Origin of the sequence: Burkholderia sp. 4NA327C6 (assembly GCF_005502655.1) — a bacterium.
GTDB lineage: Bacteria > Pseudomonadota > Gammaproteobacteria > Burkholderiales > Burkholderiaceae > Burkholderia > Burkholderia contaminans.
Genome location: NZ_SCNZ01000048.1, coordinates 1 through 21549, shown reverse-complemented (window position 1 = coordinate 21549; position 21549 = coordinate 1). Strand labels below are relative to the sequence as shown.

General features: G+C 66.2%; 16 protein-coding genes. 7 read left to right on the top strand and 9 right to left on the bottom strand.

All coding sequences use genetic code 11. The annotated features are described in order from the left end of the window. Window positions 1-12: 12 nt before the first annotated feature. The 4 genes from FFS49_RS33640 (at window position 13) to FFS49_RS33625 (ending at window position 5517) form a co-directional block, all read left to right on the top strand. On the top strand, window positions 13-798 hold the full coding sequence (locus FFS49_RS33640; RefSeq protein WP_137910164.1) for an enoyl-CoA hydratase/isomerase family protein: 786 nt from the start codon (window positions 13-15) through the stop codon (window positions 796-798). A 45-nt stretch (window positions 799-843) separates the two neighbouring features. Further along, a complete protein-coding gene (locus FFS49_RS33635; RefSeq protein WP_137910163.1) occupies window positions 844-2841 on the top strand; it encodes an acetyl/propionyl/methylcrotonyl-CoA carboxylase subunit alpha in 1998 nt (665 codons plus the stop codon). 315 nt (window positions 2842-3156) lie between these two features. Beyond that, a complete protein-coding gene (locus tag FFS49_RS33630; protein WP_039339629.1) occupies window positions 3157-3360 on the top strand; it encodes a hypothetical protein in 204 nt (67 codons plus the stop codon). Between the two features lie 42 nt (window positions 3361-3402). Then, window positions 3403-5517 (top strand): phosphocholine-specific phospholipase C, encoded by a 2115-nt coding sequence (locus FFS49_RS33625; RefSeq protein ID WP_137910162.1) that lies wholly within the window; start codon window positions 3403-3405, stop codon window positions 5515-5517. Window positions 5518-6278: 761 nt separating this feature from the next. Here FFS49_RS33625 and FFS49_RS33620 read toward each other — a convergent pair. Then, entirely contained in the window at window positions 6279-7613 is a 1335-nt protein-coding gene (locus tag FFS49_RS33620; protein ID WP_137910161.1) for a galactosyl transferase GMA12/MNN10 domain protein, read from the bottom strand. Next, window positions 7610-8395, bottom strand: a complete 786-nt coding sequence (locus tag FFS49_RS33615) for a class I SAM-dependent methyltransferase (protein WP_171026875.1) — start codon at window positions 8393-8395, stop codon at window positions 7610-7612. The genes FFS49_RS33620 and FFS49_RS33615 overlap by 4 nt, the downstream gene beginning before the upstream one ends. A 184-nt stretch (window positions 8396-8579) precedes the next feature. Here FFS49_RS33615 and FFS49_RS33605 point away from each other — a divergent pair, with 184 nt between their 5' ends. The 3 genes from FFS49_RS33605 to FFS49_RS33595 all read left to right on the top strand — a co-directional run bounded on the left by FFS49_RS33605 (window position 8580) and on the right by FFS49_RS33595 (window position 11822). Further along, window positions 8580-9722 carry a DUF2827 domain-containing protein gene (locus tag FFS49_RS33605; RefSeq protein WP_137910158.1) on the top strand — a complete coding sequence of 381 codons (1143 nt, stop codon included), beginning with the start codon at window positions 8580-8582 and terminating at the stop codon, window positions 9720-9722. A gap of 787 nt (window positions 9723-10509) precedes the next feature. After that, window positions 10510-11313: an EAL domain-containing protein gene (locus FFS49_RS33600; RefSeq protein WP_137910189.1), complete on the top strand. Its 804-nt coding sequence runs from the start codon at window positions 10510-10512 to the stop codon at window positions 11311-11313. 92 nt (window positions 11314-11405) lie between these two features. Beyond that, window positions 11406-11822 carry a hypothetical protein gene (locus FFS49_RS33595; RefSeq protein ID WP_071331983.1) on the top strand — a complete coding sequence of 139 codons (417 nt, stop codon included), beginning with the start codon at window positions 11406-11408 and terminating at the stop codon, window positions 11820-11822. 93 nt (window positions 11823-11915) lie between these two features. Here the strand turns inward: FFS49_RS33595 and FFS49_RS33590 are convergent, their stop codons facing one another. The 7 genes from FFS49_RS33590 to FFS49_RS33560 form a co-directional block, all read right to left on the bottom strand. Next, the gene (locus tag FFS49_RS33590; protein ID WP_137910157.1) at window positions 11916-13889 is read right to left on the bottom strand and encodes an FkbM family methyltransferase; all 1974 of its coding nucleotides are present in this window, start codon (window positions 13887-13889) and stop codon (window positions 11916-11918) included. A 28-nt stretch (window positions 13890-13917) separates the two neighbouring features. Next, window positions 13918-15054, bottom strand: coding sequence for a DUF2827 family protein (locus tag FFS49_RS33585; protein WP_039339615.1), 1137 nt, complete (start codon window positions 15052-15054; stop codon window positions 13918-13920). Window positions 15055-15088: 34 nt separating this feature from the next. Further along, entirely contained in the window at window positions 15089-15556 is a 468-nt protein-coding gene (locus FFS49_RS33580) for a DUF4019 domain-containing protein (protein ID WP_137910156.1), read from the bottom strand. A 25-nt stretch (window positions 15557-15581) separates the two neighbouring features. Beyond that, window positions 15582-16736: a DUF2827 domain-containing protein gene (locus FFS49_RS33575; protein ID WP_137910155.1), complete on the bottom strand. Its 1155-nt coding sequence runs from the start codon at window positions 16734-16736 to the stop codon at window positions 15582-15584. A gap of 14 nt (window positions 16737-16750) precedes the next feature. Further along, window positions 16751-17896, bottom strand: a complete 1146-nt coding sequence (locus tag FFS49_RS33570) for a DUF2827 domain-containing protein (protein ID WP_137910154.1) — start codon at window positions 17894-17896, stop codon at window positions 16751-16753. 388 nt (window positions 17897-18284) lie between these two features. Next, window positions 18285-18953 (bottom strand): OmpA family protein, encoded by a 669-nt coding sequence (locus FFS49_RS33565; protein WP_071331988.1) that lies wholly within the window; start codon window positions 18951-18953, stop codon window positions 18285-18287. A gap of 124 nt (window positions 18954-19077) precedes the next feature. Then, window positions 19078-21549, bottom strand: a 2472-nt coding sequence (locus FFS49_RS33560) for a YadA-like family protein (RefSeq protein WP_212746060.1), incomplete at its 5' end; no start/stop codon positions are given.

The following is a 21549-nucleotide window of genomic DNA, read 5'->3' as shown; positions in this document are numbered from 1 at the left end:
GAGGGCTGAACGATGCGATACGAAACGATCAAGGTAAGCGAAGCCGGCCGCGTGGCGACCGTCACGCTCGCGCGTCCCGACGTGCGCAACGCGTTCAACGAGACGACGATCGCCGAGCTGACCACCGCGTTCGAATGGCTCGACGCGCACGAAGGCGTGCGCGCGATCGTGCTCGCCGCGGAAGGCGCGGCGTTCTGCGCGGGCGCGGACCTGAACTGGATGAAGAAGATGGCCGGTTACTCGGACGACGAGAACCGTGCCGATGCGCGCAAGCTCGCGCGGATGCTCGAGGCGATCCATCGCTGCGGCAAGCCGGTGATCGCTCGCGTGCATGGCGATGCGTATGCGGGCGGCGTGGGCCTGGTGGCGGCGGCCGACATCGCGATCGCCGCCGACGGCGTGAAGTTCTGCCTGTCGGAAGCGCGGCTCGGGTTGATCCCCGCGACGATCGCGCCGTACGTGGTGCGCGCGATGGGCGAGCGCGCGGCGCGCCGCTACTTCACGACGGCCGAGGTGTTCGACAGCGCGCGTGCGGCGTCGCTCGGCTTCATTCACGACGCGGTGCCGGCCGAGGCGCTCGACGACACGGTCGCGAGGCTGGCCGAGACGCTCGTCGCGAACGGCCCCGACGCGGTGAAGGCGTGCAAGCGGCTCGTCGCCGACGTGGCCGGCCGCCCGCTCGACGCGGCGCTGATCGAGCAGACCGCCGACTGGATCGCGCGCACCCGCGCCGGCGCGGAAGCGCGCGAAGGGATCGCGTCCTTCCTCGAAAAGCGCACGCCGTCGTGGCGTGAATGATCGCGCAGCGCGCGTGCCCCCCTCTTTCCGGACGACACCGAAGCCATGTTCGACAAGATTCTGATCGCCAACCGCGGCGAAATCGCGTGCCGCGTCGCCGCGACGTGCAAACGTCTCGGGATCGCGAGCGTCGCCGTCTATTCCGACGCGGACGCGAACGCGAAGCACGTGGCCGCGTGCGACGAGGCCGTGCACATCGGCGGCTCGGCCGCCGCGGACAGCTACCTGCGCATCGAGCGCATCATCGAAGCCGCGCGCGCCACCGGCGCGCAGGCAATCCACCCCGGCTACGGCTTTCTGTCGGAAAACGAAGATTTTGCGCATGCGTGCGAAGCGGCCGGCATCGTCTTCATCGGGCCGCCGGTCGACGCGATCGCGGCGATGGGTTCGAAGGCCGCCGCGAAGGCGCTGATGCACGCGGCGGCCGTGCCGCTCGTACCCGGCTATCACGGCGACGACCAGGACGCGGCCAACCTGCATCGCGAAGCCGACGCGATCGGCTATCCGGTGCTGCTGAAGGCCAGCGCAGGCGGCGGCGGCAAGGGGATGCGCGTGGTCGAGCGCTCCGACGATTTCCCGGCGGCGCTCGCGTCGTGCCAGCGCGAAGCCGCGAGCAGTTTCGGCAACGATCGCGTGCTGATCGAGAAATACCTGACGCGCCCGCGCCACGTCGAGGTGCAGGTGTTCGGCGACACGCACGGCAATACCGTGTACCTGTTCGACCGCGACTGCTCGGTGCAGCGCCGTCACCAGAAGGTGCTCGAGGAAGCGCCGGCGCCCGGTTTGCACGACGACGTGCGCCAGGCGATGGGTGAGGCGGCCGTCGCGGCCGCGCGTGCGGTGAATTACGTCGGCGCGGGCACCGTCGAATTCATCATGACGGGCGAAGCGTTCTACTTCATGGAAATGAACACGCGCCTGCAGGTCGAGCATCCGGTCACCGAGATGGTCACGGGGCTCGATCTCGTCGAATGGCAACTGCGCGTCGCGTCCGGCGAGCCGCTGCCGCTGAAGCAGGACGAACTGCACGTGCGGGGCCATGCGCTCGAGGCACGCCTCTATGCGGAGAACCCGGCGCGCGGCTTCCTGCCGTCGACGGGCACGCTGAAGCACCTGCGGCTGCCGGCCGGCGTCGAGTTCGCGATCGGTGCCTCGGTGCGCGTCGACAGCGGCGTGCGCGAAGGAGACGCGATCACGCCGTTCTACGATCCGATGATCGCGAAGCTGATCGTCCATGGCGCGGACCGTGCGGAAGCGCTGAGCCTGATGCTGCGCGCATTGCGTGCCTGTGAAGTGGTCGGCCTGCATACGAACGCCGCGTTCCTGCAGCGGATCGTTGCGTGCGCACCGTTCGCGACGGCCGATCTCGACACGGGCCTGATCGAGCGCAACCACGACACGCTGTTCGCGCCGCAGGAGCCGCCGCGCGCGATGCTTGCGCTCGCGTGTGCGGCGCTGCTTGCACGCGAACGCGGCGCGACCGCGCAGGGTTCGTCGCCGTGGGGCGCGCTGCCGGACTGGCGGCTGAACGGCGGCTATCGCCGTACGCTCGAATGGCACGCGGCCGAACGCGAAGCGGACGTGACGGTCACGTACGAGGACGACGGCGCGGTTGCGCGCCTCGCGATCGGCGACGCCGCCGCGCAACCGTTCGTGTGGACGCGGGGCGCCACGCCGCTCGATTTCGACGTGACGCTCGGCGGCGTGCGCAGCAGCGGCCGCGTGTATGCGGACGGCGACCACTTCCACGTGTTCACGCAGGGCGCGGCCGAGACGTTCGAATGGCGCAACGTGCTCGCGCATGCGGGTGACGCGGAGCAGGGTGGTGGCCGCCTGACCGCGCCGATGCCCGGCAAGGTGATCGCCGTGCTGGTCGAGCCCGGCCAGAAGGTCGAAGCGGGTACGCCGCTGATCGTGATGGAAGCGATGAAGATGGAGCACACGATCGGCGCGCCGAGCGCGGGCGTGGTCGCGGAAGTGCTGTACGGCGTCGGCGACCAGGTTTCGGATGGCGCGCAATTGCTGATGATGGCGGAAGGCTGAGCGCCGCCTGTTTCACCGTATGCGGGCCGGCTGCTGCGGTTGCCGGCCCGTCAAGGAAGCTTCGCGATTCGTTTCACAACCGGGATGGCGACGGACCTGCTTCGATCGCTACGGCAAAACGAAGTAATGCGAATCTTTCGATTGCATTACGCTCCACACTCTCTTCCGCCCCGACACGTGCCGCTATTTGCGTGCATGCCGCTCGCCTCTTGACGCGACACTGTCGTGTAACACGTCGAAATTAGCATCTCGCCGTCGATATGACCGGTGCGCACCCGCGCCTGTGTCACGTCGTCACCTCCACGGAGAGACGTTATGCGAAACTCGGCCCTACGGCCCTTCGCGGTCGCTGGTCTGATCGCGCTGACCGCACTCCTCGGCGCCTGCAACGACGACGTGACGGCACCCGCCGCACCCGTCGCACAGCAGAAGGCCGCTTGCGGCGGCGGCGTGGTCGCCACCGCGCAGATGCACTGCCCGCCCGGATTCACCGCACCTGCTTCCTCGCCCGCTTCCTGATCCCGGCCGTTTCCACCAGAAATCCAATCAAGAGCAACCAGCATGGCCATCCATTCGCGACGCGACTTTCTGAAGTTCTCCGCCGGCCTCGCCGGTGCGACCGCCGCCACCGCACTGCTGCCCGAATCGATCCGCAAGGCGCTGGCGATCGAGCCGAATTCCGTCACGGGCACGATCCAGGATGTCCAGCACATCGTCGTGTTCATGCAGGAAAACCGCTCGTTCGACCACTACCTCGGTCACCTGAGCGGCGTGCGCGGCTACAACGACCGCTTCCCTGTCACGCTGCCGAACGGCAAGCCGGTATGGTTCCAGCCGCGTCAGGAGGACAAGACGAGCGTGATCGCGCCGTTCCGCTACGACACGACCGACCCGGGCGTCAACGCGCAATGTATCGGCGGCCTGCCGCACACGTGGGCGACGACGCACGGCGCGATCGACAACGGCCGCGCGGATCAATGGGCGGTGCAGAAGTCGAACATGACGATGGGTTACCACGTCCGCGACGACATTCCGTTCCACTATGCACTCGCCGATGCGTTTACGGTGTGCGACAACTACTTCTGCTCGATTCCGGGCAATACGCACCCGAACCGCATGTACCTGATGACGGGCATGGTCGACCCGCTCGGCACGGGCGGCGGCCCGCTGCTCGACAACACCGACTACATCGACAACCAGTTCGACAAGATCAAGTTGCCGCCCTTCAGCTGGACGACCTACCCGGAGCGCCTGGAGAAAGCAGGTATCTCGTGGCAGATCTATCAGCAGGGCACCGGGTTCGACAACTTCACCGGCAACTACGGCACGAACATGCTCGCGTGCTTCGACAACTTCGTGAATGCGCCGGCCGGTTCGTCGCTGCAGACGCGCGGGATGAGCACGCGCCCGATCACGCAGCTGAAGGCCGACGTGCAGGCGAACGCGCTGCCGCAGGTGTCGTGGCTTCTGCCGCCGGCCGCGTATTCGGAGCATCCGAAGTTCACGCCGCTGTACGGCGCGTACTACCTGTCGACGATCCTCGATGCGCTGACGTCGAATCCGGACGTCTGGAGCAAGACGGTCCTGCTCGTCATGTACGACGAGAACGACGGCTTCTTCGATCACGTCGTGCCGCCGTCGGCGCCGACGCTGCCGGGCTCCGGCATGAGTACGGTGGACGTGTCGCTCGAGCGGCACAACGTCGTGACCTCGACGCAGACCGGCACGTACACGGCCGACAACCTGCCGTACGGCCTCGGCCCGCGCGTGCCGATGTTCGTGGTCTCGCCGTGGTCGAAGGGCGGCTTCGTCTGCTCGCAGGTCTTCGATCACACGTCGGTGCTGCAATTCATCGAGAAGCGCTTCGGCGTGATGGAAACGAACATCTCGCCGTGGCGCCGCGCGATCTGCGGCGACCTGACGTCGGCGCTCGACTTCTCGAAATCGGATGCCACGCTGCCGACCCTGCCGAGCACGCAAGCGTATGTCGCGCAGGCGGACCTGCAGTGCTCGCGCGCGTCGTCGCAGACCGCGCCGGCCAGCACCGCGCAGCAGGTCGTGACCGCGCAGGAACCCGGCACGCGGCCGGCGCGCGCGTTGCCGTACGAACTGCATGTGACCGGCCAGCTCCAGGCGCAGGGCTACGCGCTGACGTTCGCGAATACCGGCACCCAGGGCGCGCACTTCTGGGTCTATACGGGGGACGCGACCGCGATGCCGCGCCGCTATACAGTCGAAGCGGGCAAGCAGCTGACCGATACGTGGGCGCTCGACGCGAACGGCAACTACCTGGTGAGCGTGTGGGGGCCGAACGGTTATTTCCGGCGTTTCGCGGGGTCGGCCGCGGCCGATGCCGGCGCGAAGCCTGAAATCACGCCGTGCTACGACACGGCCAACGGCGACGTGTACGTGACGATCGCCAACGCGGGCACCGGCGCGCTCACGGTCACGGCCACCGACGTCGCGTACGGTGGCGCACCGCGCACGCTGATGGTGCCGGCAGGGCAGCGCGTCGAGGCGCGCTGGGATCTGTCGTGCAGCAGCCACTGGTACGACCTGCAGTTCGCGGTGGCGGGGAATGCCGGATGGACGCGCCGCATCGCGGGGCACGTCGAAACCGGCAAGCCCAGCCTCACCGATCCGGCCGCCGTCGCGCCGACGATTACGGCGATCTGACGTTGGCACCAGGGCGCGCAGAGTGTGCGCCCGGTGCAATCGCTTCGCATTACAAATTAAAAATCAATGAGAATGTGAATCCCTGTATTCAGGGTATGCCGGGGCGGATATGTGCAAAGCCGGTAAAGCGATTGGGAATCGATGATTGATAATATTGCGTCGTATCAGGAGTTGATGGTGGATTTCGTTTGACCTATGCTTTGTTTGCCCGAGGAGACGTCGGGATACTGTATTTCCGGATAATTTTTTATAAAGGGTTGAGATGAAATCCCTCGCTTCCGTCCTTTTTGGAATGTCCTTGCTCGGTACCTGTGTCGGTGCAAATGCCCAATCCACGGGGTCGACGATCGTGCTTCAATGTTCGTCCTCGCAGGGGGGGACCTGTACCGCGACGGGTAATACGGTGCCGCAGAGCAGTGCGGTCAGAACATTCGGCTTCGTCTGGCGCGGCGAGAACATCATCATGACGCCGATCGATGGAAAGAGCGTCACCGTTCAATGCCTGTCGGGGCAGCGCGGCAGATTGACGGCCACCAGCACCTCGGGGTCCGGGCCGGCAGGCGAGGCATCCGCGACGGTTACGATCGACTGCAGTTCGAATTCCACGTCCAGTGTTTCGTGAAATGAAGTCGAACAGGCGCCGTGCGGCGCCTTTTTTCTGATGCGCTTTATTGTTTGTTTATCGCGCGGTCAAGGCTTGAGTCTCCTTGTTCCGTTCGTATTCGTCGTGTACCGATAATGAACTGCATCCGCGCGTTGAATCAACCGATCGGATCCTGCAGCACGCCGTCGTCGTGCACCATCATCAGCGCACGCATTGCGGACCACATTCCGTAGTAGTGCACGATGTAGCTGTCCGCGCGGCGAAACAGCCAGGGCGTGTTGAAGCTGACGAGATCGGCCACGCCTTCGCCGTGCAATTGCCCGTCGCGCTCCATCGCGCGAATGAAATGCAGCTGGTCGCCGTCGCTCGCATAGACGCTCGACCGGTCGTGCAGCGCCGTGATCGTCGTCATCATGTCGCGCAGCATCGCGTCGTTGCGCCCGGTGCGCCGGAATGCCATCACGCCCGAGTTGAACGCCCACTGGCCGAGGTCGTGCGCGAGCAGCCAGTCGCGCCCTTCGAGCAGCGGCGCCAGCGCTTTCTGCTGGTCCGCGATCAGCACGTCGGCATCGAGCCACACGACCCATTCGTGATGCTGCAGGTACGCATGCAGCAGCCACGGCTTGAACCAGTTGCCGGTCGCGTTCAGGCCGATCTCGGCCGGAATGTCGCGATGTACGTAGAGCGTGTAGCCGTGCGTGTCGCAGTAGCGCCGGAAATTTCGTTCGGCGACGCGCGCATAGCTGCCGATGTTCGGCGTGTAGAGCGTCATCAACGCGATCGGGCTGCCCGGATTGTAGGTGCTGCGCTCGGCGGCTTCGTCCGGTGTATGGGCGGCGGCGTGATCGAACGAGAACATCGGCCGGCCGGCGGCACGGCATCGATTGATGTATGCCACGAGCGTGTCGCGGAAACGGGGCGTCGTGCCTTTCCGTTCGGGATCGTGCGGCGTGTCGTCGATGCTGATCGCGAACGTCGGTTCGCGGCTCCACATCGGATCGAGGTCGGGGCTGGTCGGCATGACCGGATACAGCCCGTCGATCGGGGTCATGTAGTGATGCGTGTCGAGCGCCGCGAACAGCGCGGCCTCCGAGGTCAGCCGCGGTTCGCTGCCGAGCTTGCAGCGCTGCACCAGCTGCATCACGATCGCCCGTATGGCCGACGTATTGCGCCAGATCTGCACGTCGACCTGCGGCAATGGGGGCGCGAACGCGTCGACGAACAGCATGTCTCGGCCGCACATCAGGCGGTCGAGCGCGACGGGCTCGATGATCGCCGCATCTTCGCTGAGCAGCAGCACGAGTTCGTCGGGCTGCGCGCCGCGCAGCACATGGAGCAGTGATTCGTAGCGATGGAGCGGCCGCAACGGCAGCGCCTGCGGCATCGCGGAGGCGTCGACGATTTCGTGGCGATAGCCGTGCGCCTGCGCGTATTGCCGGTGATTCTCGAGGCTCGCGGGTGCGGCCTGGCCGAAGTGGCTGATGACGATCATTGCGCGCCCTGAAGGTCCGGCAGCGGTCGCCGCAGTCGCTTACGAACGCTGTCCATGCTCCAGAGTCCGAGACAGCGATCGGACATCGGCACCGTGCCGATGTCGGGCCCGTAGATGATGGATTCGTTGCTGCCCTCGACCAGCAGCGTCAGCGGCGGATCGAGATCGAACGGCGCCATCTCGAGGTTGATGGGCGTCCACTGGCCGGTCGCGATGTTCGCGTTGCGCGGATAGCTGCGGTAGATGAAGGTCGTGGTCAGCAGATAGCGCGCTTTCGTTGCGGAGAAGCGCTCGAAGGCGCGGAACACGTCCGCATGGGAAAAATGAAACAGGCAGTCGCGGCACAGGATCAGGTCGGCGTCCGGCAACGGATCCCGGAGCAGGTCCAGATGCACGAAACGACGGCTCGGCGAAGTCCACGTCGCCTGGTTGGCCGTCACGAGGGTCTGCACGATATCCGCGCCGATGTAGTCGATGCCGTCGAGGTCGACATGGCGCATCCAGTTGAAATCGCCGCACGGCGCGTCGAGCATGGAGCGCACCCCGTAGCGGCCCAGCAGCCCGGGCAGCTCGCGAATGATCTGCGCGGTGTTTTTCAGCTCCGAACCCCACCCGGACACGCTTTCCTGCGAGTGCCAGCCTTTTTCGTCGTGGATCTTCTGGAAGACTTGCGCGGCATTGTGTTCCATTTCGTCAGCCCTTCTTTTGATCGCGGCTCGGCAAGCCCGTCTGTCGCCCGTTCGAATGCCCGAACAATCCGGCCAACTGGCGTCGGGTGGCACGAGTATCGCACAGCGATCCGGCGGAATTGCGCGGCCGCTCCGCGCGCTGACCATCCCTGACAGTATGGGGTGGGCGCTCCGCTAGAATGCCGGCTTGCCGCCGGCGCGCCGCTTGACGCGGGCGGCGCATCGCGCGCTACACTGCGTCCATTCCCTCCCCATCCAACCTTCCATCCTGCCGACGATGACGTCTCCTGTCCTGAACGGCCTGCGCATCGGTATCACGATCGGACTGCGCGCCCCCGACGAAAGCCTGTGGATCAACGGCATCAAGCAGAACGCGTTGTTTCTCGCGAAGCTGCTGATGGCGTCGCCGCACGGCTACCGCGTGACGCTGGTCAACACCACCGACGTGCCGCTCACCGATGCGCTGCCGTGGGATCGCAACGTATTCGACACGCGCACGTTCGACGACATGAAGGATTCGCTCGACGTGGTGATCGAGCTCGGCGGGCAGGTCAACGGCGAGCAGACGGCGTATTTGAAGGCGCGCGGCGCGAAGCTCGTCAGCTACTGCTGCGGCGTCGAGTACATCAACGTGATGGAGTCGATGCTGTTCGGCCGCCGGCTGTGGGATTCGCTGTTCATCAACCGCGGCTACGACGAGGTGTGGGCGATTCCGCAGATCGCGCCTTCGTCGCTGCCGTTCCTGCAGTCGCTGCGCCGCTGCCCGGGGCGCGTCGTGCCGTTCGTATGGGATCCGATGTTCCTGAGTGCGCGCGCCGCGCCGCTGCCCGAGCACGGTGAATACCGGCCGCGCAGCGAACCCGGCAAGCGGCTGACGGTGATGGAGCCGAACCACGACGTGGTGAAGTTCTGCGTGTATCCGATGCTGATCATCGACGAAGCGTATCGGCGAGACCCCGACGCGATCTGCTTCACGCACGTGACGAATGCCCTCCATCTCGCACACGACAGCCCCGAGTTCGTGATGCTGATGAACTACCTCGACATCGTGCGCGCGGGCAAGGCGAGCTTCGTCGGGCGCTTCGATACGCCGCTGTTCCTGGCCGACCTGACCGATATCGTCGTGTCGCACCAATGGTCGAACCCGCTCAACTATTTCTATTTCGACGTGTGCTGGCAGGGCTATCCGCTCGTGCACAACGCGAGCCTCGCGCCCGATCTCGGCTACTACTATCCGGACAACGACGTGCAGCAAGGCGCCGATGCGCTGCTGCGCGCGCTGCATACGCACGACGACGACTGGGAAGCGTACACGCGGCGCCAGCGCGAGATCCTCCGCCGCTATACGTCGGCCAATCCGGCACTCATCGCCGAATACGATGCGCTGCTCGCGAACCTGGTCGGCGCATCGGCCGCATGAGGCCTGATCGTTCGGGCGACGCACACCGTCGCGCCGAATCCCGGCATCGGGATTGTCCCGCCCTAATGTCTGACGAAATGGTGCCGTTAAAAAAGAAACCGCCGAACCCGATCGGTTCGACGGTTTTGAAGGCACGAATTTGACGGCTCCGAGGGAAGTCCGTCGGAAATCATTTTAAAGGTTAACAAGTATTTAAGATTGTTAAAAATGGTTCAATTGATAATCGTCATATGAATTAACTTGATATTATCGATTCGAGGCGGCTTGATTCCGTTTATAAATTTAATAATTAGTTTGAAACGGGAAAATTGAATGCTGCAGTGATCGAATGGCGCACGGCGGCCGATTTTCAGCGAAAGGAAAATCGGGCGAAAGGCCTCCGCAACAGGCCTCCGAGACGAGCTTGGCCACGGAAGCGGGCAGTACTTCGCGGGCCGGTATTGGTCTGATCAATTGAGAATTTCCCGATTTCGTGGCCCGTAAATTGCCGGAGAATTGATTCGGGAAAGATTGTTTAGAAGAAGATAATAAACAGCATCTGCGTCGGGTTCCGCAATTTGCGCTAGTGTGACCTGTCGCACAGTCGGTATCGCGCATACATGGTGTATTTCAGGTAACCGAATATCGTTGAAAATATCGAATTTGACGGCGCGCCGAAGCGAAAAGTACGCTCCCGGAAAAGATCGACATAACAGGATGGGCCGGGTAGGCGGCGGAGCACGTCATGCTCCGCATGTTTCTTGAGGTCGAGCCGCAATCGGCGGCTCGCCATTTGCCGGAGCGCCGGATGAATGCGGTCGAAGCTCGCCTGGAGGCGAATCGGGAAGTGAATCGGGACGAAATCGATCTCGTGTTCGGCGCCCCCGACGATCATCCCGACCTTGCGTCGGTACGCAGTTTCGTGGAAAGCCGGCTCGGATTCGCGCAGGAGCCCGTGTGCCGGGCCGATCTGTCGGGTGGTGTGCTGTACCAGGAGTGCCTGGCGCGATTGCGGTGGGGCGAGCGCGATGCGCTGCCGCCGGTCGCGTTCCTGCCGCGCCTCGAGGCGCTCGGGCTGATGCGGTGGTTCGACCGGCTCGTGGTCGGCCGGACGATCGACGCGCTGCGTGCCGATCCGGCTGCCGTCTACGGCTGCAACGTGGCGGCCGCGAGCGCGGTGGTCGACGACGCGTGGCTGGCCATCTTCAAGCGGCTCGAACGGGAGCCGTCGGTCGCGGCGCGCCTGGTGGTCGAGATCACGGAGACGGGGCCGCTGAACCCTGTCGCGGGGCGATCGTTCGTGAACCGCTTCCAGCGGGCCGGGTGCCGCATCGCGATCGACGATTTCGGTGTCGGCTTCAGTGCTTTGAACAATCTGGTAGTCGGCAATCCCGACATCGTGAAGCTCGACCGGTCGATCCTGTCGATGATCAAGCGCAACGCGATCGGGCGTTACCAGTTTCGCCGGCTGATCGCGTTCGCGCATGAAGGTGCGCGACACGTCGTCGTCGAAGGCGTGGAGAGCGAGGTCGACCGGCAGATCATCGTGGATGCCGGCGTCGCCTGGGCGCAGGGCATCCGTTTTTCGTGGCGGTCGCCGGCCGCTGCGTGACGGCGCGGGAACAGGCGAGGTGGCGTGCCGGATGCACGCCGATGTCGGGCGTGATCGGCGCGTGGCCGGGACGAATCGCAAAGGGGTTGAGCATGGCAGGCACGAAGGCCGGAGGCGGAACGGGCACGCAGGCGACCGGTGCGCGCGACCTCGTCGCGATCACCGAGCTGGCCGACATGCTGTGGCAACTGGGCGCCGAATCGACCGATGTGCCGATCGACGTCGCGCCGTACCTCGACGGCCTGAAAGCCATTGCGCGCCGGATTCAGCGAATGACGCCGCTCGACGCCGGCGGCCGCGAGCTGGCGGCGCGGCACTATTACGCGGCCGTCATCGCAGGCGCGTGCGGCGACGATTCGGCCATTGCGCGTGGCGTATCCGACAGCCTCGTCAAGCAGTCCGGCGGCGCCAGCCGGCCGGTGGCGCGTTGCTTCGCGGTGCTCGCGCGGATGGGGCGGCGGCACGGCCGTACGTTCGCCGCGCAGAGCGGCGATCGGGTACTGGTCTAGCGCCTGTTCACGCCCGTCACGGGCCACAGCGCGAGACGCGCGGCGCGCGTCGACATCATCCGCACGCCGCGGCTCCGATCCGCATCCCGTCGATCAATCCTTCCCGAATCCGCCGAGCACGAACGCCATCGCGCGGTCGACCGCGTCGTCCCATTGCCCGACGCGTGCGGCGCGCACGATCCGGATGCCCGGATAGAGCGCGGTGCGCGAGCCGGTTTCCCAGCGCGCGTCGGCTTTCGGGCTGAGCAGCAGCACGGCCGGCACGCCGAGCGCGCCGGCGAGGTGGATGTGCGCGGTGCAGGTGGTCACCACGGCATCCAGCGCCAGCATCAGCCCCGCCAGGTCGCTGAAATCGCCGATCGCCTGGTGCGGGAACGTCACCGGCAGGTCCGATTGCTCGGATTGCGCGGACAGGTCGCGGTTGATGCAGTACGCGGCGTGGCCATGCATCCGCGTGAGCGGCGCGAGGTCGCGCAGGCTGGCCGCGCGATGGAAGCGCGCGTCGCTTTCGTCGCGACCGCGCCAGTTGAGCCCGATGCGGCGCGTGCCGGCGGGATGGCCGTCGCGCTCCACGCGCTCGCGCCACGCGGCCGCGCGCTCGGGCGGGCACGACAGGTACGCGGCTGCCGATCCTTTGGGCGCCGGTGCGTAGCCGAACTGCGCGGCGAGCACCAGGAACGAACACCAGTAGTCGTGCGCGATCTGCGACGTGTCGACCCACGCGCCGTGCGCACCGATGAATTCGAGGTGCGGGAACGTGTGACGCAGCAGGCCGGTCAGCGCGTCCGGCACGACGACGGTCACCCTCGTGCAGCCGAGCGTGTCGAGTGCGCCCAGGTAGCGCGCGTACTGGAGCTGGTCGCCGACGCCGCCGTAGCTAAGCACCAGCAGCCGCTTGCCTTGCAGCGGCTGGCCCTGGTAGAGCCGCTCCGTCGGCAGCCCGAACTGCGCGGCCGTCAGCACGTTTTCGCTGGCGATGGTGGCACGGGCGGCCTCGTCGCGCCGGCCCGCGCGCAGCAGCAGCGCCGAACGTGCCAGCTCGATGCGGCCGCGCGCCGCGTCGGGGAGCGCGGCCGGATCGCCGAAGCGTTCGAGCGCCGCCAGCCCGGCATCGGGCGCACCGGCGAAGCCGTAGCACGACGCGAGTTGCAGCGCGATCGCATCGTCGTCGAGCCCGCGGCCGAGCGCGCGCTGCCAGCGGGCAATGGCATGCCCCCACTCGCAGCGCGACTCGTGGTCGAGCGCGCGGTTCCAGTTCGTTTCGGGCGCGTCGGTGTCGGCGGCGGTCGCTGCCGGGTGGTGCGTGTCGTCGTCGGCCGTCGCTTCGATCGTGACCTGCTCGATCGCGATGGCCAGCCGCTGCGGATCCCAGCGCGGGTTCGGCACGCAAAGCAGGTTCAGCTGGTCGACCCGGTAGAACGTGTAGTCGAGGCCGGCAAAGGTGGCGATGATCGGCGCCTCGCCGACTTTCCAGTATTCGACCCAGCACCAGGGCAGGTGCGTCTCGATCAGCCGGCGCGCGCCGCGCAGCGCGTCGATCTCCATCCCTTCGACGTCGAGCTTCAGGAAATCCAGTCGTGGCAGGCCAAGCGAATCGAGCGTGACGACCGGCGTCGGCGTGCCGCCTTCCGTGCGCGCGTCGACGAGCGAGACCTGGCCGAAGTCGGCGTCCTGCCCGTAATCGACGTCGGGCACTTTCATCGTGCCGTTGACGCCCCCGACACCCATGTTCAGCAGATGGAGATTGTCGAGCTGGTTGAGCGCGACGGTGCCGCCGAGCGCATGGAACAGCGTGCGCTGCGGCTCGAACGCATACATGCGGCCGCCGCGCGCGCGCAGCCGGTGCGCGATCGGCACGCACACGAGCCCTGCATTCGCGCCGCCGTCCACAGCGATCGCATCGTCCGGCAACTGGTCGATCACCTGCAGGATCGCGTCGATCTCGTGCTGGATGTGCGGCCGTCCGGTCTTGATCAGCGCCTCGGCTTGATATGCGCAGTGCCGGTTGATGACGAACGGACCGTGAATCGAATCGATCACGACGAAATTGCGGACGGTCTGATTCATGGACGGTAAGTAGCGGGGACGAATGAGGTCAGCCGAGCGCGCGGCCGTCGAACAGCTGCCGGATCTGCGCGGAATACGCGTGGACGTTGTGCTCGGCGAGCGTGTCGACGTGATGCAGGCAGCGGCGGGCCGCGGCCGCGTAGTCGTCGAGCCGCCCGTCATGCGTCTGCGCGGCGGTCGCGATCGCACGCGCCGCATCGAAGATCTCGAAGTCCGGGTAGTAGTAGCCGACGTCGCGCAGGAACGGCGAGTTGTGCACGAGCGGGTAGTTGCCGTACAGCGCGTCGTACAGCAGGTAGTTGAGGCCGTTTTCCCAGTGATGGGACACGACGATGTCGGTGTGATGCGCGGCCCACGCGACGAACGGTGCGCGCACGTCGGCGGTTGCCTTGCCGTCGCGCACCATCTCGAGCCCGAGCGCGAGATGCTTGAAGGCGACGTTTTCCTTCTTGTCGAACGTGTTGGTCATGAACACGTGCTCGACGAGCTCCGGATGCTCGACATAGCACGCGTTCGCGGCGAGCATCGGCACGATCGAGCTCTTCACGACGTTCAGGTTCGGTTCGAAGAACGCGATGCGCTTCGCGGTGCCGTGGTTGCGGTAGCCGAAGCGCGCCTTCAGTTCAGGATCGGCGTCGAGGCTGCGCTCGATGAAATACGGCGACCAGATGTGCGGCAGCTCGATCACCGGCGCGCGATAGACGGCCTGGAAATATGCCGCGCACGTGTGCATGTGCTGCGGGTTGGTCCAGATCTCGTCGAACTGCACGCGGTTCGGGTTCGGCCGCCACTGATTCTTCTCGAAGTTGATCGTCTCGACCGCGATCACGTAGTCGTTGCCGAAGCGGTACGACACGCACTTGCCGCCGCGCCGGCGCACGGCATCCGTGTGGGTCTGATCGACGAACGCATTCATTTCGATCAGCAGGTCGGTCTGGTGGACGACGGCCGACAGCGGCCGCAGCGCGTCGCCGAACGCGTCCATCATCAGCGCTTGCGGATAGTCGGTGATGCCGTCGTCGTGCGCGAGCCAGACCTCGCCGATCAGCGGCGACTGCTTCAGCAGCATGTACAGGAACACGCAGTGCTGATTCGCGCCGTTGTACCAGATCGACTGCGTCGCGTCGCGTTGCACGTTCATCGTTATCGCGACATTGAGTTTCATCGGATCGGCTCCGTTGGGGGGCGCTGCCCGCGGGTTATTGCGCGAAATTCTGCGACTGGCGCGGCACGTAGCCAGTCAGGTGCCAGCGACCGTCGTCTTCGAGGCGGAAGCTCAGCTTCTCGTAGACCGTCGCGCCGCTCGTCAGCGTGGTCGTGTAGTCGACGTTCGCGTAAAGCCCGTCGGGTGTCGTCGCCGCATTCGTGTAACGGATGCGCGTGACCTGCGCCCACCCGCGACGGCTGACCGTGCCTACCGACTGACGTGCATGCTGCATGTCGGCCGCGAACTGGTCCTGCTTGATGCGCGCCTTCACGAACGGGGCCGCGTCGGTCCACACCTCGCCGTACTGGCCGGCATCGAGCTGCTTGAACACCGCTTCCGAGTCGCGGAGCAGCGCGTCGGCCGATTCGCCGGCGGATTGCGCGTGCGCGCCGATCGCGATCGAAGCGACGGCGCAACCGATCAGCCATTTGGCGCGAGTGAGGGGCGTGCGTGCATTCATGTCGGAGTCCGGAAAGGGCGGCGCGTCACGCGTCGCGATAGAGGGTGGCGATCGCGTCCGTATAGGCGGCGACGTTCTCGGGGTTGTAGATGCTGACGGCGCTGAGCACGTGCCTCGACTGCTCGCGGTACGCCTCGAGGTTGGCATCATGTTCGGCAAACGCCTTCAGCAGCGCGCGGCCGCCGGCCTGGCAGTCGAAGTCCGGATAGAAATACCCGGCCTTGCCGAGGAACGGCGAGTTGTGGATCAGCGGATAGTCGCCGTACAGCAGCTCGTAGTACAGGTAGTTCTGCGCGTTTTCCCACGTGTGCGACACCACCGCATCGCCGTACGCGGCCATGAACTCGTACACCGCATAGCGGCTTTCGAACGTCGTGATCCCGTGGTTCACGATGTCGAGGCTCTTCGCGAAGTGGACGAACGTCGCATGTTCCTTCAGGTGCAGCGTGTTGCACACACGCACGAACTCGAGGAAATCAGGCTTCGCGCGATACGCTTCCTCCGTCACCAGCATCGGAATGACGCTCGTCTTCACCATGCAGATGTTCGGCTCGAACATCGTCACGCGCCAGCGCGGTTTGCCGGGCTCATAGCCGAACGACAGCCCGGCGCCGAGTGTCGCGCGCGCCTTGTCGAACAGCATCGGGTGCCAGATGTGCGGGACGATCGTGACGGGCGCGCGCAGGCCCGTCTGGTAATAGTGCAGGCACGTGCGCTCGAATTCGGGGATCGTCCACACGGCGTCGTACGGCGCGCCCGAGAACAGGAAACCCGACGGCTTGTCGAACATCGCGCGTTCGATGTCGATCACGTAGTCGTTGCCGACCCGCATCGTGACGACCTTGCCGCCGCGCTCGCGGAACGCGCGCAGGTAGTCGGCGCCGAACTGCGCGCTCATTTCGATCAGCACGTCGCAGCGCTGCAGCGCTTCGTCCATCGACAGCAGCGGCACGTCCCATTCGCCGAGCATCATCTGCGGATCGGCGACCTGTTCGCCGCCGTTCACCATCACGGCTTCCGCGACAAGCGGCGACTGGCGCAGCAGCAGGATCAGCAGCAGGCAGTTCTGGAAAATGCCGTTTTCCCACAGCGACTGGCCGGCGCCGCGCACGAACAGCGATACGCCGACGACGAGACGCTTGCCCTCGCCGGGCGCTTGACGGGCATTGGAGTCCGACATGCGTATGCTCCGGTTCAGGCGACCAGACGCGAGACGAACGCGTCGAGGTTCGCGGGGTTGTCGATCGAGACCGACTGCAGCAGCCGGCCGGCCTTCGCGCGGTAGTCGTCGAGGCGTTCGTCGTGATGCAGCCAGGCCTCGAGCAGCGCACGGCCGCCTGCCGCGGAATCGAAGTCCGGGTAGTAATAGCCGGCGTCGCCGATCAGCGTCGAGTTGTGGATCAGCGGGTAGCCGCCGTACAGCACGTCGTAATACAGGTAGTTCTGCCCGTTTTCCCAGTGGTGCGATACGACCGCGTCCGCATGGCGCGCCATGAAGCCCGGCAGGTCGAGGCGCGGCTCGAAGGTCGCCTTGTGCTGGCGCACGAGGTCGAGGCTGTTCGCGAAGTGCACGAAGGTCGGATGCTCCTTCATGTGCAACGAGTTCACGACGAACATGTGCTGGACCGCGTCCGGCCGCGCGCGGTAGAACTCGTCGCACGCGAGCATCGGGTAGTGGCAGGACTTGGCGACCGAGATGTTCGGTTCGAGCGTCGCCAGGTGCCACGGGCGGCGGCCCGGCCGATAGCCGAACGTCGCGCCTTCCGCGGCGAGCGCGGCGACGCGGCGATCGAGGAAGTACGGCGACCAGATGTGCGGCATCAGGTGGACCGGCGCGCGCAGGATGGTCTGCAGCATCGGCGCGGCCGTCTTGTCGTATTGCGGCAGCAGCCACACTTCGTCGAACGGCGCGCCGTTGAAGATGTGCCCGGATGGTTTGCCGAAGATCGGCGTTTCGCACAGGCCGGCATACACGTGCCCGCAGAAGAGCGCGGCGATTTTCTTGCCGAGCGCCTTCATGTGCCTGAGCCATTCCACCGGCAACTGCGCGCCCATTTCGATCACGACGTCGAGTTCGTGCGTGACGTCGGAGGGCTTCACGAGCGGGATGTCGAGGCCGTCGAGTTCGAGGCCGGCCGGCAGCGCGTTGGCGTCGCCGCCGTTCAGGAAGTAGACGGGGCCGACGCGATCCGAGCGCTTGAGCATCATCGCGAGGAACGCGATGTTCTGGTGTATGCCGTTTTCCCAGATCGCCTGGCCGTCGCGCGCAAACAGCGAGATGCCGACCGCCGGCCGTTGCTTGCGGGTGCCGCCCGAGGCGGCCTCATTGATGTCCGTCACCGGTTGGTTTCCTCTGCGGCGTCGTGCGTCCGGGTATCGCGTCGAGCGTCTGGCCCGGAAGCGGCGCGCCGTGGATCGTCATGGTTGCATGTGCGCCGGTGCGCCACGGCGGGCGAATCGGGCGACCTGGTTCGCGAGGGCGGCAGCCGGTATCCGGCGTGTCGTCGGGCACGCCTGGCACGGCGTGCGATTCGGGCAGGCTGCCCCGGCGACTGTCTGCGGCGATTGTGGCACGGAAACCACCGGTTTTGGCGGGACGTGACGAACTTTGACATAGCCGCCGGCCGACGGAAACGGGCGCCGGCGAAGCGGCGCCCGGGGTGGTCCGGCGGAGGTCGGGTGCGGGGCCGGCGGCCGGACCGGGGCGCCGCGCGCGGCGGCGGCCCGCTCAGTGCTGCAGGCGGATTTCGACGCGGCGGTTGCTGGCGCGGCCTTCCGGCGTCGCGTTGGACGCGACCGGATCGGCCTTGCCGCGACCCGTGACCGTCAGCGAGTCGGTCCTCAGGCCGTGCGCCTTCAGGTACGCCGCGACGGATTCGGCGCGGCGCTTCGACAGCGCGAGGTTGTAGTCGTCGCTGCCCACCGAGTCCGTGAAGCCGGTGACGCTCACCTGCGAGTACGTGTGGTCGGCGCGCTCGCTCAGCAACCGGTCGAGCGATTCGCGCGCGGTCGGGGCGAGCGTTGCGTGGTCGGTCGCGAACAGCGCGTCGCCCGACAGGTTCACCTGTTCGACGACGGCAGCCGTCGGCGCGGCGGCCGGGGCCGAAGCCGCCTCGGCCGGTGCGGCGCCGCACTGGAACACGAGCGTCGCGGGATCGGATTTGTCGCGCAGTGCGCGGGCCGAGTCGACGGCGCGCACGGGCTCTTCGCCGCAAATCTTGCGGGCGGCCTTCATGCAGGTCTCCGGGCCCGACAGCAGGCCGTGGCAGTCCACCTGGAAGGTACGCACGCCGTCGCGCGGCTGCAGTTCGGAGGCGCTGAAGGTCGGGCCGGATGCGGTGGAGCACGCGGCGAGGGCCGTTGCGGAGAGTGCGAGCGCAAGAGCGAGTTTGTTCACGGTTACATCCTCAATGCTTGGGTTGACTGAAGCCCGCCGCGGGTGGCGCGGCGGGCTCGTCCGGCCGTCGGGGCCGCTGCGGGCCGTCCGGCTGGCGTGCCGGGCGGCCTGGCGGCGCGACGCGTTACTTCCACTGGTACAGCATGCCGGCGCCGATCACCTTCTGACCGCCGCTGAAGCCGCCGTTGATCGACGCCTTCAGGTTCTCCGTGATGCGAGCCTGCATGTTGACCGCCATCGCCTTCTGGCCGAGGAAGGTCGACGTACCCACGCCCATCCCGAAGTTGGCATCGCGATCGAGCTGCGGGATCGATGCCATCGCGCCGACGGCCGCGATACCCTGCTTCGCCATCTGGTCGGTCTGCTGCAGTTGCGAACCCAGCGAGTTGATCTGCGCCTGCTGGCCCGACAGTGCCGTCGACAGCGTCGTCTGCACCTGCGTCAGCTGGTTCACGTTCACCGCGTCGGTGCCTTGCGTACCCGGCGCGACGTTCGTGATCTGGCGCTGCTGCGTGTCGCTACCGACCGACACCACGTTCGAGCGGCCGCCGTCCGTCGAATTCGCGCCGATCGCCACCGAGTTCGAGCCGGCGGTGACGGTCGGGACGTCGGTGCCCTTGCCGTTCATGTCGGCCGCGATGCCGGTGTTGTTGGCGGCGCGCGTCGTGTTGTTGTTGATCGTCGTCGACAGCGAGTTCAACGTATTGTTGATGTTCGTCACGCCGGTCGACAGCGAGGCCACGTTGCTGTTCGTCGTGCTCAGGCCGGTGGACAGCGAACCGATGCCCGTCGAGGTCGACGTCGACAGCGAGTTGACGTTGCTGTTCGTCGTGCTCAGGCCCGTCGACAGCGAGTTGATCGCGGTCGAGGTCGACGTGGACAGCGAGGCCACGTTGCTGTTCGTCGCGCTCAGGCCGGTGGACAGCGAGTTGATGCCCGTGGACAGCGACGCGACGTTCGACGCGGTCGACGTCGACAGCGTGTTGATCGCGTTGTTCGTCGCGTTGAGCTGGCTGCCGTTGATCGCGTCCGTGCTGCTGGCCGAGATCCGGCCTGCCGCGACGTTCGTGATCTGGCGTTCCTGGCCCGGTGCGCCGACGCTCACCACGCCGACCGGCGAGCCGCCTGCGAACGGGTACGTGACGCCGCCGATCGTGGCGCTCGACGTCGGGTTCGCGGTGCTCGTGACCGAGTTCGCGCCGAGTGCGATCGAGTTGGCGACGTTGGCCTGTGCGTTCGTGCCGAAGGCCAGTGCGTCGGCCGCGGTTGCCTGCGCTGCCGAGCCGTACGCTTGCGCGCCGGTGGCGCTTGCCGTGGCCTGGTTGCCGAGCGCGATCGTGTTGTCCGCGGTGGCCTGGTTCGAGCTGCCGAGTGCAAGTGCGCTCGCGCCGTTGGCCGTGTTCGCGTTGCCGAGCGCCACTGCGCCGTTGCCGGTCGCCGTGTCGTTCGCGCCCATCGCCACCGCGCCGGTACCCGTTGCGATGCTCGGGTCGCCGATCGCGACCGCGCCGTCGCCGGTTGCCGTGTTGCCGGAGCCGATCGACACGGCCTTGCCGCCCGTTGCCGATGCGTTCTGGCCGATGGCGACCGCGCCTGCCGACTGCGCGTTCGAACCGTCGCCGACTGCCACGCTGCTGTTGCCTGCCGCGCTGGCGTTCACGCCGGCTGCCAGGGCGTTGGTGCCCGTTGCGCCCGTGTTGTCGTAGTTGGCTTGCTGCACGCCGTTGTCGTTGACGCTGTAGTAGTGCGTCTTCGCGGCATTGATCGCGGTCGAGGTCGAGGTCGACAGCGACGACACCGAGCTGTTCGTGCTGCTCAGGCCGGTGGACAGCGAGCCGATGCCGGTCGACGTCGACGTGGACAGCGACAGGATCGTGCTGTTCGTGCTGCTCAGGCCGGTGGACAGCGAGTTGATGCCGGTCGAGGTCGACGTGGACAGCGAGGTGATCGAGCTGTTGGCCGAAGAGAGGCCGGTCGAGGTCGAGGTCGACAGCGAGGAGATCGAGCTGTTGGCCGACGACAGGCCCGTCGAAGTCGAGGTCGACAGCGAAGTCACCGAACTGTTCGTCGAGCTGAGGCCCGTGGACAGCGAACCAATCGAGCTGTTGGCCGAAGAGAGGCCGGTCGAGGTCGAAGTCGACAGCGACGTCACCGAACTATTCGTCGTGCTCAGGCCCGTGGACAGCGAACCGATCGAGCTGGTTGCCGACGAGAGGCCGGTCGACGTGGAAGTCGACAACGACGTCACCGAACTATCCGTCGAGCTCAGGCCCGTGGACAGCGAACCGATCGAGCTGTTGGCAGACGAGAGGCCGGTCGAGGTCGAGGTCGACAGCGACGTCACCGAACTATCCGTCGAGCTGAGGCCCGTGGACAGCGAACCGATCGAGCTGTTGGCAGACGACAAGCCGGTCGACGTGGAAGTCGACAGCGAGGTGATCGAGCTGTTGGCCGACGACAGGCCCGTCGAGGTCGACGTCGAGAGCGAGGTGATCGAGCTGTTGGCCGACGACAGGCCCGTCGAGGTCGACGTCGAGAGCGAGGTGATCGAGCTGTTGGCCGACGACAGGCCCGTCGAGGTCGACGTCGAGAGCGA

What these genes read in the sequence shown, in the direction of transcription:
- FFS49_RS33585 (WP_039339615.1), bottom strand. Translation starts at nt 15,054, where the DNA reads ATGAAACTCAATGTCGCGATAACGATGAACGTGCAACGCGACGCGACG.
- FFS49_RS33605 (WP_137910158.1), top strand. Translation starts at nt 8,580, where the DNA reads ATGACGTCTCCTGTCCTGAACGGCCTGCGCATCGGTATCACGATCGGA.
- FFS49_RS33625 (WP_137910162.1), top strand. Translation starts at nt 3,403, where the DNA reads ATGGCCATCCATTCGCGACGCGACTTTCTGAAGTTCTCCGCCGGCCTC.
- FFS49_RS33620 (WP_137910161.1), bottom strand. Translation starts at nt 7,613, where the DNA reads ATGATCGTCATCAGCCACTTCGGCCAGGCCGCACCCGCGAGCCTCGAG.
- FFS49_RS33600 (WP_137910189.1), top strand. Translation starts at nt 10,510, where the DNA reads ATGAATGCGGTCGAAGCTCGCCTGGAGGCGAATCGGGAAGTGAATCGG.
- FFS49_RS33630 (WP_039339629.1), top strand. Translation starts at nt 3,157, where the DNA reads ATGCGAAACTCGGCCCTACGGCCCTTCGCGGTCGCTGGTCTGATCGCG.
- FFS49_RS33575 (WP_137910155.1), bottom strand. Translation starts at nt 16,736, where the DNA reads ATGTCGGACTCCAATGCCCGTCAAGCGCCCGGCGAGGGCAAGCGTCTC.
- FFS49_RS33635 (WP_137910163.1), top strand. Translation starts at nt 844, where the DNA reads ATGTTCGACAAGATTCTGATCGCCAACCGCGGCGAAATCGCGTGCCGC.
- FFS49_RS33580 (WP_137910156.1), bottom strand. Translation starts at nt 15,556, where the DNA reads ATGAATGCACGCACGCCCCTCACTCGCGCCAAATGGCTGATCGGTTGC.
- FFS49_RS33590 (WP_137910157.1), bottom strand. Translation starts at nt 13,889, where the DNA reads ATGAATCAGACCGTCCGCAATTTCGTCGTGATCGATTCGATTCACGGT.
- FFS49_RS33595 (WP_071331983.1), top strand. Translation starts at nt 11,406, where the DNA reads ATGGCAGGCACGAAGGCCGGAGGCGGAACGGGCACGCAGGCGACCGGT.
- FFS49_RS33640 (WP_137910164.1), top strand. Translation starts at nt 13, where the DNA reads ATGCGATACGAAACGATCAAGGTAAGCGAAGCCGGCCGCGTGGCGACC.